We start from the raw sequence: 14369 nt of genomic DNA on the forward strand, positions 1-14369 counted from the left end.
GCCTGTCCTCGCGCAGAACGCGCCAGTGCCTGTCGTGGCCCCGGTGCCGTTTCCGGCCACCACGCCCGCTCCGGCTGCGGCGGGCGCTCCGGCTCCGGCCGTGGCCAAGGCTCCGGCCCCTCCGCCGATCGTCCTCAAGGCGTCGAGGCCTCTCCGGGCAGCGCGAGCCGCAGCAGCGGGTGGGCGCTCGATGGTTTCGGCGGGGTGGCCTTCCTGCCGGTGGACTTCAACAGCCGGGATCGCCGCCAGACGTTCAGCCTGGGCGGCATGTTCGCACTGGGCGGCGCGGGCTTCCCGGCCAACGTCTACACCGGGCTGACGCTCAAGGTGTCCTTCCTCTACCTGAACGCCGGGTTCAACGTCCGGAAGGCCGCGGGGGAGAACGCGTCGTTGCTACCGACACACGTCGCCCGAGGGGTTGCAGGTCGATCCGAGGTGAGGGGCCGCTGGGGGGTAGCCCCTCACCTCGGGTCATTTCATCACGAGACCAACAGACCCAGGCGCTGACGCAGGCGCAAGAAGTCGTCGGTGAGGATGTACGAGAGCACCTGCTGCAGGTCGGCGCGCTCGCGCAGGGCCTGCAACAGGGGCTCGGCATTGTCGATGCGGGCGGTGGCGAAGTGCGGGTCCTCGCGCAGCACCATGGTGAGGCCCACCGACACGTCGCCGCACATCAGCATGCCCGCGCGGTCCGCCGAGTACGAGAGGCCCTCGAGCACGGGCTCCAGCTCCACCTTCGACTGGGGACCCAGCTCCAGGGCGGCCGGCTCCAGCGCCTTGAGCGCCTTGCGCGAGTAGGCCCGGCGGTACTGCTTCACCAGCTCCTCGTTGTTGCGGCCCAGCGCGGTGAACTGCGGGGCGTAGATGCGCACCGAGTTGCCGAACAGGTCCACCGTCTCACCGCGCGACAGCTTGCTGAGCACCGCCGTCTTGTTCACCAGGCCCATCACCGCGCGGCCGAAGAGGAACTTCTGCTCGCGCACGTTGAAGCGGCGCACCACGTCCTGGCCCACGCACACCGACAGGGGCTCGGTCGTCTCCATGCCGATGAGGCCGCGGCGGGCCTGGTACACCTCGAACTCCTCCACGCCGAACACCTGCGCCACGGAGCGCACGGCCTTGAACACCGCGTGGTCCGGCTTGAGCTTGTCGGTCTTGCGGTCCACCCCGAGCAGCTCGAGCTGGGCCGGGTGCAGCTTGCTGAGCTGGTCGCCCACGGCGCGCAGCACCTCGACGAGCGGCCCACGCGACGAGGGGTGCATGAGCCCCGCGTCCACGTCCGCCATGGTCAGCCGCTCCTGCGTCTCCATGGGCAGGCGGCTGCGCATCTCCGTGTAGAAGGCCATCTCCACTTCATTGGCCGAGCGCAGGAAGTTGAGCACCGACGCCGCGCAGAAGGCCTTGTCGTTCTGCTTGAGGCCCTCCCACAGCCGGAAGAGCGCGTGCAGGCTCTCCACGCGCGTGGGCTCCAGGCGCAGCAACTGCCGGTGCTCCTCGATGGCGAGCTGCGAGGCCGCCGCGTCGCGCATGTACAGGTTGGCCAGGGCCGCGCGCGCCTGCACGTGGGTGGTGTCCCCGTCGACGATCTGCCGGTACAGCGTCACCGCGCGGTTGGGGTCCTCCAGCGGGCCGGCGAACAGGTCCGCCACCTTCAGGCGCAGCGAGGCCGCGCGCTTCGTGTCTCCGGTGTTGTGCGCCTGGACGGCCTGGGCCTCGAGCATCCGCGCCAGCTCGGGCAGGTTGCCGGCGCGCTCGTACAGGCCCACCAGCCGGTCCACCAGCGTCGCGTCGCCCGGGGTGAGCTCCAGCGCCTGGCGGTACAGCGTGGACGCGGAGGCCCCGTCGTTGAGCCCCTGCTCGTGAATCTCGGCCAGCGACACGGTGTGGCGCGCGCGCTCGGCCACCGGCAGCTCCAGCTCGAGCAGCTTCTGCAGGCACTCCACCGCGCCCGCCCAGTTGCGTACCTGCTGGAAGAGGGTGGCCAGCCGCTCGAGCACCTCGGCGTTCTGCGGCATCGCCTCGCGCGCGGCGCGCAGGTGCACGGCGGCGCGGGCGGGCTCGGCCAGGTGATCCTGGTACAGCGCGCCGAGCGTGAGGTTCAGCTTCGCCAGGAGGGCGGCCTCCCCCCCGAGCTGGAGGCGCTGGGCGAACAGCGCGGCGGCCTCGGCGTGGCGGCCGTCCTCCAGCAGCAGCTGGGCGCGCAGCTCCAGGACCTCCAGGTGGTTGGGCTGGATGGACAGGGTGCGCTCGAGCAGCTCCAGGGCGTGGACGCGGTTGCCCAGCGCGGAGAGGTACGTCTTCGCCGCGCCGAAGAAGGCCGTGGCGGCGGCGGCGGTGTCACCCTGGGCCAGCCGGGCCTCACCGCGCCGCTCCTGCAGCGTGGCCAGGTCCGCCGCGCCTCCGCGCGAGGCCAGCAGATCCTCCAGGCCCGCGGTGGCCGTGGCGTCGAGCGGATCCCTCTCCAGCGCCAGGCGGTACAGGGCGATGGCGCCGTCCGAGTCCTGCAGCGGGCCCGCGGCCAGCTTCGCCGCGGCGATGAAGGCCTCGATGGCGCTGCGGGGATCCTTGCTGGTGCGCGCCTCGCTCTCCAGGAGCACGCGGGCGGAGGCGGTGTCTCCCTTGCGGGCCAGCACGCGGCGCAGGCCCTGCATCGCGGGCAGGCACTGCGGCTGGAGCTGGAGCGCCGCGCGGTAGGCCTGCTCGGCGCGGGTGGGGTTGTTCAGCCGCGTCTCGTCCAGCTCCGCGCTGCGCAGCATCAGCTCCACGCGCTCCAGCTCGTCCGACACCACCTGGAGGCGGCGGATGTAGAGCTCGGACAGCCCGGCCGCGTCGCCCGTCTGGCGCAGGGCGCGCTCCAGCATGAAGGCGAGCCGCGGCTCGCGCGGGTTCTCCACCACGGCACGGCGCAGGGCCTCCACGTCGGCGCCCTTGTCCAGGTCGGTGGCGGCGTTCACCCGCAGCGCGGTGTGCAGCCGGCCATCCTTCACGCGCTCGGCGAGGCGCAGGCGCAGCTCGCCCCGGCGTGCCCGGTCACCCGCGCGGATGCGCTCCAGCGTCTTGAGGGCCACCAGGTGGTGGGGCTCCAGCGCCAGCACCGCCTCGCAGCACTGGGCCGCGCGCGCCGGCTCCTGGAAGCGGTCCAGGTACAGCCGCGCCAGCTTCACGTACGCGGCCACGCGGGCGCCCGGTGTCTGCGCCATCTGCGTCTCGCGATCCAGCAGCGCCACCAGCTCCTTCACGTCCTCGTCGGCCAGGAACAGGCGCTCCAGCGCGCGCAGCGTGACCGTGTGGCCCGGCGCCAGCCGCAGCACTTCCTGGAAGACCTCGATGGCCATGTCCGGCCGCTTGAGCTGGTCCTCCCAGATGGTGGCCGCCTGGTAGAGGGCGTTGGCGCGCTCGAGGGGGTCCGTCCGGTTGGCGGCGTCCGAGCGCAGCACCTCGATGAGGCTCTCCCACGCGCCCTGCGCCTTGTAGAGCCGCGCCAGCGCGCGCAGCGCCGGGAAGTGGCTCGGCGCCAGCGTCAGCACCTCCTGGTAGCAGGCCACGGCCTGGTGCTCGTCCTTGAGGCGGTGCTCGTACAGCTCGCCAATCTTGTAGATGAGCGCCGCGGCGGCCTCGGGGTTGGCGGAGAACTCCGCCTCGGCCCGGTACATGCGGCTGAGCTGCTCCCACTTGCTCTCCTGCGCGTACAGCCGGCCCAGGGCCTTGAGCGCCGGCAGGTACGAGGGCGCGAGCGTGAGCACGCGCTCGTACGCGGTGATGGCGCCCGCGCGGTTCTTCAGGTGCTCGTCCAGAATCTCCGCGTTGCGGTGGTAGAGCGAGAGCACCTGCTTGGTGTCACCCACCAGCGAGGCCTCCACCTCCTGGTTGTCGATGAGCTCCTGGTAGCGCCCGGCGCGCTCGAGCAGCCGCGACAGGTTGCGGATGGTGGGCAGGTGGTCCGACGCCAGCTCGAGGATGCGCCGCATGCACTCGATGGCGTGGTCCAGGTCACTCAGGCGCTCCTCGTAGATGAGGGACACCTTGTTGAGCGTGGTGATGAGCTGATCCCGGTCCTGCGTCTGGAGCAGATCCTGCTCGTACATGGCCACGAGCTCGGCGAAGCGGCTCTGGCGCTCGAAGAGGCGGGTGAGGGCCTTCTGCGAGGGGAGGTAGCCCGGCTGCAGCTGGAGGCAGGTGTTGTAGCGCTGGATGGCCTCCTCCTGCCGGCCCAGCCGCTCCTCGAGCACCTCGGCCGCCTTGAACATGCGCGCGGCCTTCTCCTTGGGGTCCTGCGCGGCGGCGCTCTCGGCGTCGAAGACGGAGACGAGGCCTTCCCAGTTCTGCGTGCGGTAGTAGAGCTTGCCCAGGCCCGCGAGCGCGGGGACGTGGCCCGGAATCCGCGCGATGATGGCCTGGTAGCGGGCGATGGCGTCCGTGTCGCGCTTGAGGTCCTCCTCGTACAGCGCGGCCAGGCGCAGGTTGATGGCCACCAGCTCGCTCTCGTCGTTGATGCTGCCCACCCACGCGAGCAGCACGTCGGAGAGCTCCTCGAAGCGCTGGCGGGTCTCGTAGATGTTGGCGAGCGCCGAGAGGATGAGCGGCTCGTTGGGGCTCACGCGGCGCGCGTCCAGCAGGGCCGCCAGTGCCTCCTCCTTGCGCCCGAGCCGCTCGTACATCTTGGACAGCTGCAGCCAGGCGGAAGCGCCCTGGGCCCCGAGCACCTCGGCCTCGGCGGACAGCACCTCGAGCAGCTCCTCGGCGCGGCCCTCGCGCACGGCCACGCGCTTGAGGGCGTTGAGCAGCAGCGGATCCGAGTGGTCCTGCGCGAAGGCCTCGCGGAAGCACGCGGCGGCCAGGTCCGGACGCTTGATGCGCTCCTCGAGCACCATGCCCGCGGCGCAGAGGTAGTGGGCGCGCAGCTCGGGCGTCTCCAGCGTGGCGGCCAGCAGGCGGTACACCTCGACGAGCGAGGGGTAGTCGTTGCGCGCGGCGAACATGGCCTCGAGCTGGGTGAGCAGCGTCACGTCCTGGGGCTGCAACTCCAGGGACTGGCGCCAGGCGGCGGCGGCGTCCTCCTCGCGCGACAGGCGCTCCTCGAGCAGCGTGCCCTTCTCGAAGAGGAGCGCGGCGCGGCCGGCGGGCGTGTCGGTGGCGGCGAGCTCGGCCTCGAGCAGCTGCACGGCCATCTGCCAGTTGCCCACGTCGGCGAAGAGGCGGCGCGCGGCGCGGATGTTGGCGAGGAAGCGGGGCGCGAGCCGGTAGGCCTGGTTGTAGGCCATGGCCGCGTTGCGCGGGTTCTTGAGCGGGTCCTCCCAGAGGCGGCCCATCTCATGGAAGAGCAGGGCGGCCTGGGGCTCGGTACCGAGGGCGCGCGCCTCGCGCTCCAGGGTGACGATGCGCTCGCGGGCCTCCTGCTCGGGGCTGGAGGCAGCGGGGAGCGTGGAGAGCTGCGAGGCAAGGGCCTCGGTGGTGCCGCTCGGGCGCGTGGGAGTGCCGCCCAGCGTGACGGAAGGCACGGATACACCCGGGGAGGTCGAGGAGGGCATCCTCGGCAGATCGTTTCGCTCGCTCATGGGAAAGCCGGCTCCGTGAGGGGAATCAAGGCATCAAATGCAGGCCTGCCAGGGGTCGTACCATGTGGTTGGCGGGTCCCTCAAGTTCCTGACTTTCTTGGAATTTTGCCCGCTGTATGGCCGCCTGCCGGGTGAGCGAGGCGCTCGATCCGGGCGGAAGCGTGCCGGTGCGGACAGAGGGCGCCGAACCGTGCGGCGTGCGCTGTCGGGCTGGCAACTCGTCCCGCGGGGCGGGGTGGCCGGTACGCGAAGGCTTCCTAGCTTTCAGGCGATGCCCGGGCTGCCCGCTTCCGGGATGAGCCGGACGGGCAGGTGGGGTCGGAAGCTGGGGGGCGCCCGTGGGGACCTACCGCATCATCCGGAAGTTGAGTGCGGGCAGTGTAGCCGATGTCTTCCTCGCCAGGTTGGCGGGGGCGGGAGGAGGGGAGTCCCCCGTGTTCATCGAACGACTCCTGCCCGGATTCGCGGGCGAGGCCACCTTCGTGGACCTCTTCCTGGGCGCGGCCCGCACGTCCGCCGCGCGGCCGCACGCAAGGGTTCTACGGGTGCTCGAGACCGGCGTGAGTGGCGAGCTGCCCTGCCGCGTGCTGGAGCTCGTGGACGGAGAGACCCTGTCCTCGCTGCTCGCGACGGTGAAAGCGCGCGGACTGCCGCTCGGCCTGCGTGAGCTGTGTTTCATCGTTCAGCAGGTGGCCGAGGGCCTCGTGTCCCTCCACGAGGTTCGCGCCAAACACCGGGGCCTCCAGCCCTGCCACGTGTGGCTCTCCCGGAGTGGAGAGGTGAAGCTCGTGGATACGGGAGGCGCCTCCCGGAGCGAGCCGCCCTATCTCACGCCCGAACAGGTGCGGGGCCGCCCCGCGGATGTGCGCGGCGATGTCTTCCGCCTCGGGTTGATCCTCTACGAATTACTGGCCGGACGGCCCCTCTTCGATGGCTCCCAGCCGCGGGTCCTCCACCACATCCGCACCTTCGACGAGCGCGGCCTCGCTCCGGTGCCCGGGTGTCCTCCCTCTCTGTGGGCGGTGCTGCTCCAGGCGCTCGCCGCTTCACCCGAGGCCCGTTTCCCCTCGGCGCGCGCGTTCGCCGACACGCTGCGCGACTTCCTCGTCGAGCGTCAGCTCGGGGTGGATCATCTCGACCTCGCCCAGCTCTTCTCCCGTGTGTTCCCCGCGCGCCGCTCGTTCCTCGAGGAGGGCGGGAGCGCACAGCCCGAGGCGCTCTCCCAGACGGATCGCACTCCGGCGCGCCCGGAGGCCATGCTGCACCTCGTCCCGGTGACCGAGGGACGGCGATTGAATCCGGAGCCTCCGCCGGTGCTGTTCCCCGTGGAGCTTCCGCAGCCACCGCCGCCTCCGGATGACGCGCTCCTGGAGACGGAGCCCGCACCGCCTCGTCAGCCGCCGCCCGAGAACCTGCACGCGCGGCTGCTGGGCGAGGCCCTGGGGCTCGTGGGTGGCAGCGCGGAGCTCGCGCCCCTGTTGGTGCGGCTCACCCGTGGCGGAGTGTGGCGGCTGGGGGGTGACGACGCGGAGGAGACGCGGGCCGCCCTGGCGGCGCGGACGCTCGTGCTCGCGGCGCGGCTGGAGGAGCCCCGGCGCTTCGTGCTGCCCACGCTCTCGCGCGTGCGGACGCTGGTGGGGGAGTCGCCGGAGCTGGGCGAGCTCCTCTCCGAGGTGCTGCTCGCGGGGCGTAACTCCGGTCCTCCCCAGGGCGCCGCCGCGAGGGCCCTGCTGTGCGCGGCGGCCTTCGTCGCCCAGGTCCAGTGTGCCGAGCCCGAGGCGCCCGAGTCGATTCGCGCGCTCGGCCGTCTGCGGCAGGATCCCCGGGTCGCGCCCGAGGCCCTGGAGGCACTCGCCGCCGAGCTGGGCGTGGAGGCGCCTCGTCAGGGCCGCCGGGTGGAAGCCAGCGCTTCCGCCTGACAGGCCACGCGCTACACCGTCAGGGGCGCCGAGGTGAGGGCCTCCGAGCCCGCGGGCACCTCCGCGTCGGGCGCGTCCAGCAGCACGAGCAGGGGAATGGCGGCCCCGGTCTCTCCGAAGCTGGCCATGCCGCGCACGGTGCCCTCCACGCGCGAGCCATCGGGCCGCTTGAGCGAGATGCTCTGGCCCACGCGCACGATGGGCGTGCGGCGCGGAATGCCCGGCGAGAGCAGCACGCCCCGGCCCGCCAGGCGGTGGATCGACTCCACGGTGAACAGGAAGCGCTCTCCGCCTCCCGCTCCTACCTGCTTCGCGAAGTAGCTCGCCAGCCGTTCCATCAGCAGCATCGCGTGTTGTTGCACGCGCGCCAGCCTCGGGCCCTCGCGCTTCAACAGCTCCTCGGCGCCGAGCCCCACGCGGGCCACGTCGTCCGGTGAGGCGCGGATCCAGCGCTCGAGCATGGCCCCATCCACCTCGGGGTGGAACTGCACGCCATAGGAGTTGCCCACCCGGAAGACCTGCTGCGGGTAGCGGGCCGTCGAGGCCAGCAACTGCGCCCCGGGAACGGACTCGAAGGTGTCGCCCTGCCAGTGGAGGATGTCGAAGAACTCCTCGAAGCCGGCGAACAGCGGATCCGACAGCCCCTCCAGCGTCAGCGACACCGGATGCACGCCCATCACCGGACCCTTCTCACCCGGGTGCACCCGGGCGCCCGCCGCCGCGGCGAGCAACCGCGCGCCCGTTCCGATGCCCAGGCTCGGCCGCCCCGCCTCCAACCGGCGAGCCAGCAACCGCCGTTCCTCCTCCAGGAGCGAGGAGGGCTCCGCTTCCGAGCCGCCCACGGACCTTCCCATCACCACGACCAGGTCCGCTTCCGTGTCCTCGGGGGTCGGGGCTCGAGATCGGACGTCCAGGGTGAAGCCCGCGCGCCGCAGTGCGGGGCCGAGCAGCCCGGGGCCTTCTTCTTCGTCGTGGATCAGGACGGTGGCGGTTCGGGGAGAAGGGGTGGTCATGCGGGGAACATTCGCACGCCAGCCATACGGTGCAGCACCCGCTCCTCTCGGCGAGGCGTCCCCCCACCGCGATTCATCGTCTTGGCGACAATGGCCATGCGCGGTGGGCCCGTGTGGTGGTCCTTGGATGAACCCAGTGCCCCTCCCAACGTCCGGCTTCGGATGCGAGAGGTGATGTGCACCCTTGCGCCAGGCCTCACCCCTTTCCGGGGTGACGCCAGCAGGGGGCTCGAGACAAGGCCTTGATGGGCTGAGGGACTCGTCTTGCTTCGAGGAGGGGGGACAGCATGAAACGGGGAAGTGCGGGACAGGTGGTTCTGCTACTCGCGGTGGGGCTCGCCGCGTGCGTTGAAACGGCACAGGAGCCCGAGCTCGAAACGCCCGGGCAGCGGGAAGAGGCGTGGCGGAACACTCAGGACGAGGGTGCGGCAGCACCGGAACCGGCGGAGCAGGAGGAGGCCGTGTCCGCGCAGTGGAACACCGGGCACGCGCTGTCGTGCGCGGACGTCCGGCCGGAGGAGCTCGGCCCGAGCACGAGCTTCATCACCCCGGCCAATGGCCCGGAGGCGGCTTGCGGCCCGGGCACGGGCGATGGCTCCGGAACCCTGGCGCTCCGCAACGACGGCCCGTTGGGCGTGGTGGTCTGGACGCTCGTGTCGATCAAGGGCGTCCCCTTGGGGGTGCGGTTGTTGGGGGGCGATTTCGGCTCCCTGCTCCTTCCCCAGCGCCAGGGATTCCACCTCCTCATCGACAGCTTTCCCGCCGCCGCGAGGCTGCAGGCGTACTCCTCCAAGGGCGAGTTCCTACGGCAGACCTCGATCCTGCCGGTACCCCTGGGGGCCTTGGATGTGGCCGCGGATCCCTCCGGTGGCACCGTGGCCGCCTGGTGGAGCGCCGCGGGGGGAGATGGCCAGACCTGGACCCTGCGAGTCCAATCCTTCGATGAGAAGGGCCGCCCGCGTGCGTCACCCCGCACCGTGCTGACCCTCCTCGCCTCCGAGTCCCCCGGCGTCCTCGTCGGAGTCGACCAGCGGGGGCGCACGCTCGTGCTGTGGCGCGCGAGTGGGGCCGCCGTCTGGACGGGACAGTGGCTGAGACAGGATGGGTCGGCACGCACGCCACCCTTCCCCGCGACCGAGGCGTCGGATCCGCCCGCCGTCTCCACGGCGTTTCTCCGGCCATTGGTCGGAGAAGGGCTGGTGCTCCGGCTCGACGACGCGTGGGTACGGCAGTACCCCAGTGGCGAGCCCACCACCCTGCCGGCCCCGAGCTGGCTGGTGGCCAACCCCGGCACCGACCTGACCCTCATCCGCCATGACCGCGCCTACGCCCTCGTGCCCCCGCCCACGTTCATCGCGGGCTCGGGCTGTCAGGAGAGTGTGCGCCTCTTCACCAGCACCGGGGAGTCGTGTGGTGACCTCGTCCTTCCCTTCGGCGGGAGTGCGTGTTCGGGGCGGAGTCTCGGCATCGCGCGGGACGGGACGGTCATCCAGCAGCTCGAGCTGAACATCCCCGCCAATGACCAATGCGCCTGGCGCTGGTGGTCCCGGCTGCTGCGGTAGGCGCGGTTTCCATCACGTTCAGTCCCTCGGGGAGCCGCGACCTGCTGTTCCCGTGGCCTTCGCGGCCCGGAGCTACCGGCGCGGCTTCCCGAGTCCTTCCCGTTTCAGCAGGGCACCGATGGCCGCCGCCATGAGCGCGACGAACGCTCCGGCGGTGAAGGGCGCGCTGGTGCCGAGGGACGCGAAGAGCGCGCCGCTGGCCACTGGCCCCACGGTGCGCGCGAGCCCTCCGCAGGACTGCGCCAGGCCGAGCGTCAGCCCCTGAAGGGAGGGGTTCGCCGCCTGGGAGGCGAGGCTCGAGAGCAGGGGCTGGACGAAGCCGAGCCCCGTGCCGAGCACGGCCACGGCTCCGATGAGGGGAAGAGGATGCTCGGCGAGGCTCACGCCCAGCAGGCCCGCGGAGAGCAGCAGCGCGCCGATGACGAACAGACGCACCTCGCCCACGGCACTCGACAGCGGACCGATGAGCCCGCCCTGGATGACGAGCCCCAGTGCACCCAGCAGGGCGAAGACGTACCCCACCTGCTTCGGGCTCCAGTCGAGCCGCGCCTGGGCGAGCAGGGCGAAGGCCACCTGGAGCGTCGTCATGGCGAGGAAGACGAGGAAGTAGAGCAGCAGCACCATCAGCAGGGCGCGCGGGTGGGGCGAGTCCTGGATGGCGCTCCACCGCGAGCGGACCTGCGAGGTGGTGCGGGCCGAGGCCGGGTGGGTCTCGGGCATGGCCAGCAGCACCCCGAGCGCCCCCACGAGCGCGAGGGCACCGGCCGCCAGGGGAGGGAGCCACGCACCCCACTGCGAGGACACGCCGCCAATCATGGGCCCCAGGATGAGCCCCAGGCCGATGCCCGCTCCAATCCGGCCCATGGCCTGGGCGCGGGTCTCCTTCGTGGTGACGTCCGCGATGGACGCCTGGCACGCCGAGATGTTGCCCGAGGTGGCGCCGGCGAGGATGCGCGAGACGAAGAGGAGCGGCAGCAGGAGCTGGTAGCTGGCGAGGGCGAAGAGGCCCATGGCCACGGCATTGGCCGCGAGGCTGAACAGGATGATGGGGCGGCGGCCGTAGCGGTCCGAGTACCTCCCGAGCACGGGAGTGGCGAGGAGTTGGGTGAAGGAGAAGCAGCCGAGCAGCACACCCACGGTGCGCGGCGAGCCGCCCATGGACTGCACGTAGAAGGGCAGCAGCGGGATGACGATGCCGAAGCCGACCAGGTCGAGGAACACCGTGACGAAGACGAGCGCCTCGATCCGGGGGAGGAGGGGCGAGGCTGCTTCCGGTGTCGTCTCGGCGCCGTCCTGGCGTGGGGCCATGGTCCCACTCTGCATCGGGGTGCGCACTCGCGCTGGCCCGTGAGCGTTCCATCTGTTCAGTCGGAGGCGCATGGAGCTTGTGTCCTCGACCCGGGAGTTCCACCGGCTAGGGTTGGAGTCTCTATGACGGGTTCGGAATCTCCTGCTGCCCTGTTCCGGTGCTTCGAGCACCTCATCGTGCGTGTCGCTCCCGGGCATCTGGACAAGGTCCTCGACTTCTTCACCAAGACACTGGGCCTGCCCTCGCCGTGGATGACCCGGAACGCGTCGTTCTCGAGCGCGGGCGTGGCGCTCGGCAACATTCCCCTGGAGCTCCTCCAGATGGGGCCGCCGCGTCCGGGGGCTCCGCCGGTCAAACTGTTCGGACTCGTCCTGGAGCCGACGCTCCCCATCGACGAGCTGCCCCAGGCGCTCCGGGCCCGCGGCGTCCGCTCCGGCGGGGCCTCGCCCATGGTGGAGCCGGCGGAGGACGGCGCGCCGCGGACGCTCTGGAAGAGCGTCTACTTCGATGACCGGGGCGGCTCGAGTCTCTGGCTGCGGCTCTTCCTCGCGATGACGCGCCGCCGGCCGCGCACCCCGCGCAAGCCCAGGCAGGTGCAGGGCAAGTGGGCCAGGCGCTTCTTCAACCGGGCGTTCGCCAACAAGGGGATGCTGTTCGCGGTGGAGTACGTGCCGCCCTTCGAGGGCCCCCTGCGCAGCATGGAGCGGGTGCTCGCAGACGCGAAGGGCCCGCTCGGTCCGCTCGGCATCCTCGGCGTCGATGAGATCGTCATGATGTCGCGAGACCCGCTGCGGGTGCGGCGCGCGTGGAGTGAGATCCTCGCGCCCCTCGAGCCCTCGGAGGCCGGGCGCTTCGAGCCGGGCCGGGGCCCCGCCCTCCGGGTGATTCCAGGTCCGGACGAGCGGATCGACGAGCTCGTCCTGAAGGTTCAATCCCTCGACACGGCCCGGGTGTTCCTCGCCGAGCGCAAGCTGTTGGGTTCCCAGGCCACGGGCCGGCTGTCGATCGATCTGGCCGCGAGCTTCGGGCTGCGCATCGCGCTCATCGCGTGAGCGGCCGTTTCCACATCCACCTCGTGACACGTCGTGAAAGGGAGGGGAGCCATGCGGATGACGAGCGCGAGGAGCCTCCGGGCCATGCTGCTCGGGGGGGCCCTGTCGTGCGCCGTCTGCTCGCCCGCGCTCGCCGCGAAGCAGACGGCCACCGCGGCGAAGACGAAGGCGAAGGCGAAGGCCAGGCCGAGGGAGCTGACCTTCGGGCGTTTCGGCAAGGTGTCGCTCCTGCATCCCAAGGGCGAGCCGAAGAGCGTGGTGCTCTTCCTATCCGGAGATGGCGGGTGGTCGGCGGGCGTGGTGGACATGGGCCGCTCGCTCGTGGCCGAGGGCGCGCTGGTGCTGGGCCTGAATACGCCGCGCTACCTCCAGGCGCTGGACTCGACGAAGGTGGAGTGCGCCGACATCGCGGGAGACCTGGAGGCGTTGAGCCAGTTCGTCCAGAAGCAGCTCGGGATGGAGCGCTCTCTGCATCCGGTGGTGGTGGGGTACTCGTCCGGGGCGACGCTCGCGTACGCCGCGCTGGCGCAGTCTCCGGAGGGACGGTTCCAGGGAGCAATGAGCCTCGGCTTCTGTGCGGACCAGGACATGAGCACGCCGATCTGCGAGGCCAACGGCCTGACCCGCACGCGCACGCCGAACGGCAAGGGTGAGCTGCTCGCGCCCGTGAAGCAGCTGTCCTCGCCCTGGTATGTGTTGGGAGGGACCCTCGACGAGACGTGCTCCCTGGCGAACGTGGAAGCCTTCGCGAAGGAGCTGGGCAACGCGCACGTGGTGCGGCTCGAGAAGGTGGGGCACGGCTTCTCCAAGCCGAGGCACTGGCTGCAGGAGTTCCTCGACAGCTACCGCGCCATCCCCGTGGAGCCCGAGCCCACGCCCACAGCGCCTGATGCGCAGCCCACCGCGCCCGCGCAGCCTACGCCCACCGCGCGGCCTCCCGTGCAGGACGCAGGTACCGACGCGGGCACCCACGGTTGAGTCCCCGGCCCCTGTAAGCCAGGGCTCGCGTCACCCGGCGGCGGGTGGCTCGGGAGGCACCTCGGAGCTGACGAGGTGCTGCTCCTCGATGCGCGAGCCCGCCGCGAGCGCGATGAGCCCCGCCCCGAGGATGGCCATGGTCCACGACAGGGACCACTCGGCGAGCAGGCCGATGAGCGGGTTGATGACGACGATGCCCAGGGTCCGCACCATCGACACGAAGGAGAGCACCGTGGCCCGCCGCTCGGACGGGACGTGGTGGTTGATATAGGCGCTGAAGAGGGGGATGCGCGGGAGGCTGAAGGTGAAGCCCACGATGATCCCCACGATGACAAGCGGCAGCCACCGCGTGGAGGCGAGCAGCAGGAAGCTCACGCCCGAGAGCACGGTGGCCCCGAGCAGCAGCCGCCGCATCGAGCCGCTCCAGCGCTCCAGCCGCGCGGCGTTGCCGAGGAAGAGGATCTGCCCGACGCAGGACAGGGCATGCACCACGCCGAAGAAGCGCAGGGGCAGCCCGCTGCGCTCGAGCAGCGGTTGGAAGAGCCAGATGAGCCCCCAGGCCAGCGCGTTGGTGAGGGCGAGCTCGAAGGCGAGCAGCCGCACCACCTTGTGGCCGAGGAAGAAGCGTCCGCCCTCGGTGAGGATGCGGGCGTAGCTCGTGCGGGTCTTCCGCTCCTGCGTCCACTGCGGGGGCTCGCGGAGGGTGAGCGCGAGCAGGAAGGCGGCGGCGGCCGGGAAGACGTAGGCGCGCATGGGAGCGCTCAGGCCGTAGGCGCTCGCGATGAAACCGCCGGTGAGCGTGCCGGTGATGATGCCGACGAGCTTGAAGGACTCCATGCGGCCGAGCACGTGCGCCGCCCGCTCCGTCTGCCCGAGGCTCTTGAGGCTGTCATAGGCGAGCGCCTCGTCGGCGCCGGAGTGGAGCGTGTAGGCGATGGCGAAGACGGCCTCGGCGGCCATGAACACGGGGAGGGCGGGCCG

At 71.4% G+C, this 14369-nt stretch carries 9 protein-coding genes; 5 read left to right on the plus strand and 4 right to left on the minus strand.

Going from position 1 to position 14369, the window contains the following annotated elements:
* Window positions 1-204: 204 nt before the first annotated feature.
* Window positions 205-507 carry a hypothetical protein gene (locus ACJ8AN_RS11560; protein ID WP_407755350.1) on the plus strand — a complete coding sequence of 101 codons (303 nt, stop codon included), beginning with the start codon at window positions 205-207 and terminating at the stop codon, window positions 505-507.
* On the opposite strand, the gene ACJ8AN_RS11565 is transcribed toward ACJ8AN_RS11560, so the two are convergent.
* Complete coding sequence (locus ACJ8AN_RS11565; protein WP_407755351.1) at window positions 480-5555, minus strand: tetratricopeptide repeat protein; 5076 nt, start codon at window positions 5553-5555, stop codon at window positions 480-482. The genes ACJ8AN_RS11560 and ACJ8AN_RS11565 overlap by 28 nt on opposite strands.
* A 338-nt stretch (window positions 5556-5893) precedes the next feature.
* Between ACJ8AN_RS11565 and ACJ8AN_RS11570 the strand changes: the two genes are divergently transcribed.
* Window positions 5894-7474, plus strand: coding sequence for a serine/threonine protein kinase (locus ACJ8AN_RS11570; protein WP_407755352.1), 1581 nt, complete (start codon window positions 5894-5896; stop codon window positions 7472-7474).
* An 11-nt stretch (window positions 7475-7485) separates the two neighbouring features.
* On the opposite strand, the gene ACJ8AN_RS11575 is transcribed toward ACJ8AN_RS11570, so the two are convergent.
* Window positions 7486-8487, minus strand: coding sequence for a type 1 glutamine amidotransferase (locus tag ACJ8AN_RS11575; RefSeq protein WP_407755353.1), 1002 nt, complete (start codon window positions 8485-8487; stop codon window positions 7486-7488).
* A 461-nt stretch (window positions 8488-8948) separates the two neighbouring features.
* Between ACJ8AN_RS11575 and ACJ8AN_RS11580 the strand changes: the two genes are divergently transcribed.
* A complete protein-coding gene (locus ACJ8AN_RS11580; RefSeq protein WP_407755354.1) occupies window positions 8949-10049 on the plus strand; it encodes a hypothetical protein in 1101 nt (366 codons plus the stop codon).
* 72 nt (window positions 10050-10121) lie between these two features.
* Here the strand turns inward: ACJ8AN_RS11580 and ACJ8AN_RS11585 are convergent, their stop codons facing one another.
* Window positions 10122-11357 (minus strand): MFS transporter, encoded by a 1236-nt coding sequence (locus ACJ8AN_RS11585; protein ID WP_407755355.1) that lies wholly within the window; start codon window positions 11355-11357, stop codon window positions 10122-10124.
* Between the two features lie 123 nt (window positions 11358-11480).
* Here ACJ8AN_RS11585 and ACJ8AN_RS11590 point away from each other — a divergent pair, with 123 nt between their 5' ends.
* Together ACJ8AN_RS11590 and ACJ8AN_RS11595 are read left to right on the plus strand one after the other, a co-directional pair.
* Entirely contained in the window at window positions 11481-12410 is a 930-nt protein-coding gene (locus ACJ8AN_RS11590) for a hypothetical protein (protein WP_407755356.1), read from the plus strand.
* Window positions 12411-12461: 51 nt separating this feature from the next.
* On the plus strand, window positions 12462-13388 hold the full coding sequence (locus ACJ8AN_RS11595) for an AcvB/VirJ family lysyl-phosphatidylglycerol hydrolase (protein ID WP_407755357.1): 927 nt from the start codon (window positions 12462-12464) through the stop codon (window positions 13386-13388).
* Between the two features lie 30 nt (window positions 13389-13418).
* On the opposite strand, the gene ACJ8AN_RS11600 is transcribed toward ACJ8AN_RS11595, so the two are convergent.
* A partial coding sequence (locus ACJ8AN_RS11600; protein WP_407755358.1) for an MFS transporter occupies window positions 13419-14369 on the minus strand: 951 nt, incomplete at its 5' end.

It is taken from the genome of Archangium sp. (assembly GCF_045802675.1).
Classification (GTDB): Bacteria; Myxococcota; Myxococcia; order Myxococcales; family Myxococcaceae; genus Archangium.

Excerpts from the sequence above, each read along its gene's own strand:
- ACJ8AN_RS11565 (WP_407755351.1), bottom strand. The coding sequence starts at position 5,555 with ATGAGCGAGCGAAACGATCTGCCGAGGATGCCCTCCTCGACCTCCCCG.
- ACJ8AN_RS11575 (WP_407755353.1), bottom strand. The coding sequence starts at position 8,487 with ATGACCACCCCTTCTCCCCGAACCGCCACCGTCCTGATCCACGACGAA.
- ACJ8AN_RS11585 (WP_407755355.1), bottom strand. The coding sequence starts at position 11,357 with ATGGCCCCACGCCAGGACGGCGCCGAGACGACACCGGAAGCAGCCTCG.
- ACJ8AN_RS11590 (WP_407755356.1), top strand. The coding sequence starts at position 11,481 with ATGACGGGTTCGGAATCTCCTGCTGCCCTGTTCCGGTGCTTCGAGCAC.
- ACJ8AN_RS11595 (WP_407755357.1), top strand. The coding sequence starts at position 12,462 with ATGCGGATGACGAGCGCGAGGAGCCTCCGGGCCATGCTGCTCGGGGGG.